Origin of the sequence: Photorhabdus caribbeanensis (genome assembly GCF_018448885.1) — a bacterium.
In the GTDB taxonomy this organism is placed as follows: Bacteria; Pseudomonadota; Gammaproteobacteria; order Enterobacterales; family Enterobacteriaceae; genus Photorhabdus; species Photorhabdus caribbeanensis.
On sequence record NZ_RCWB01000159.1, the window covers coordinates 1 to 354 of the forward strand.

Annotated in this window: 1 pseudogene; it reads right to left on the bottom strand. The window is 59.3% G+C overall.

What is annotated here, in order from left to right:
- A pseudogene (locus EAE90_RS23460) lies at positions 1–354 on the bottom strand (RHS repeat domain-containing protein); the annotation flags it as partial.

Genomic DNA, 354 nt, shown 5'->3' on the forward strand with positions numbered 1-354 from the left:
GATTAAGCGTGAACTGCTGCGTCTGCTGCGCTATCAGCTCCCAGCCGTCAAACACCAGATGGCGGATCATTTTCAGCCGGCCGTGCTGGTATTCGCGGATTTCCGCCGGCACGTCGCCGTCCCATAAATACGTGGTCCGCTTACCGCTCGGGATACACCGTTTTTCTGTCCGCCGCCCGAAAGCATCATAGCGATATTCCCACGGTATCCCGTCCGGGGTAATCAGCCCGGTCAGCTGATTCTGGCTGTTCCACCGGTATTTCGTCAGCGCCAGCCGGCACCCTTCCGCTAAAAACTGTTTCTCCTGCATGCGGCCGGCCCGGTCGTAAACAAACCGGTGCGAGCCCACCCAGT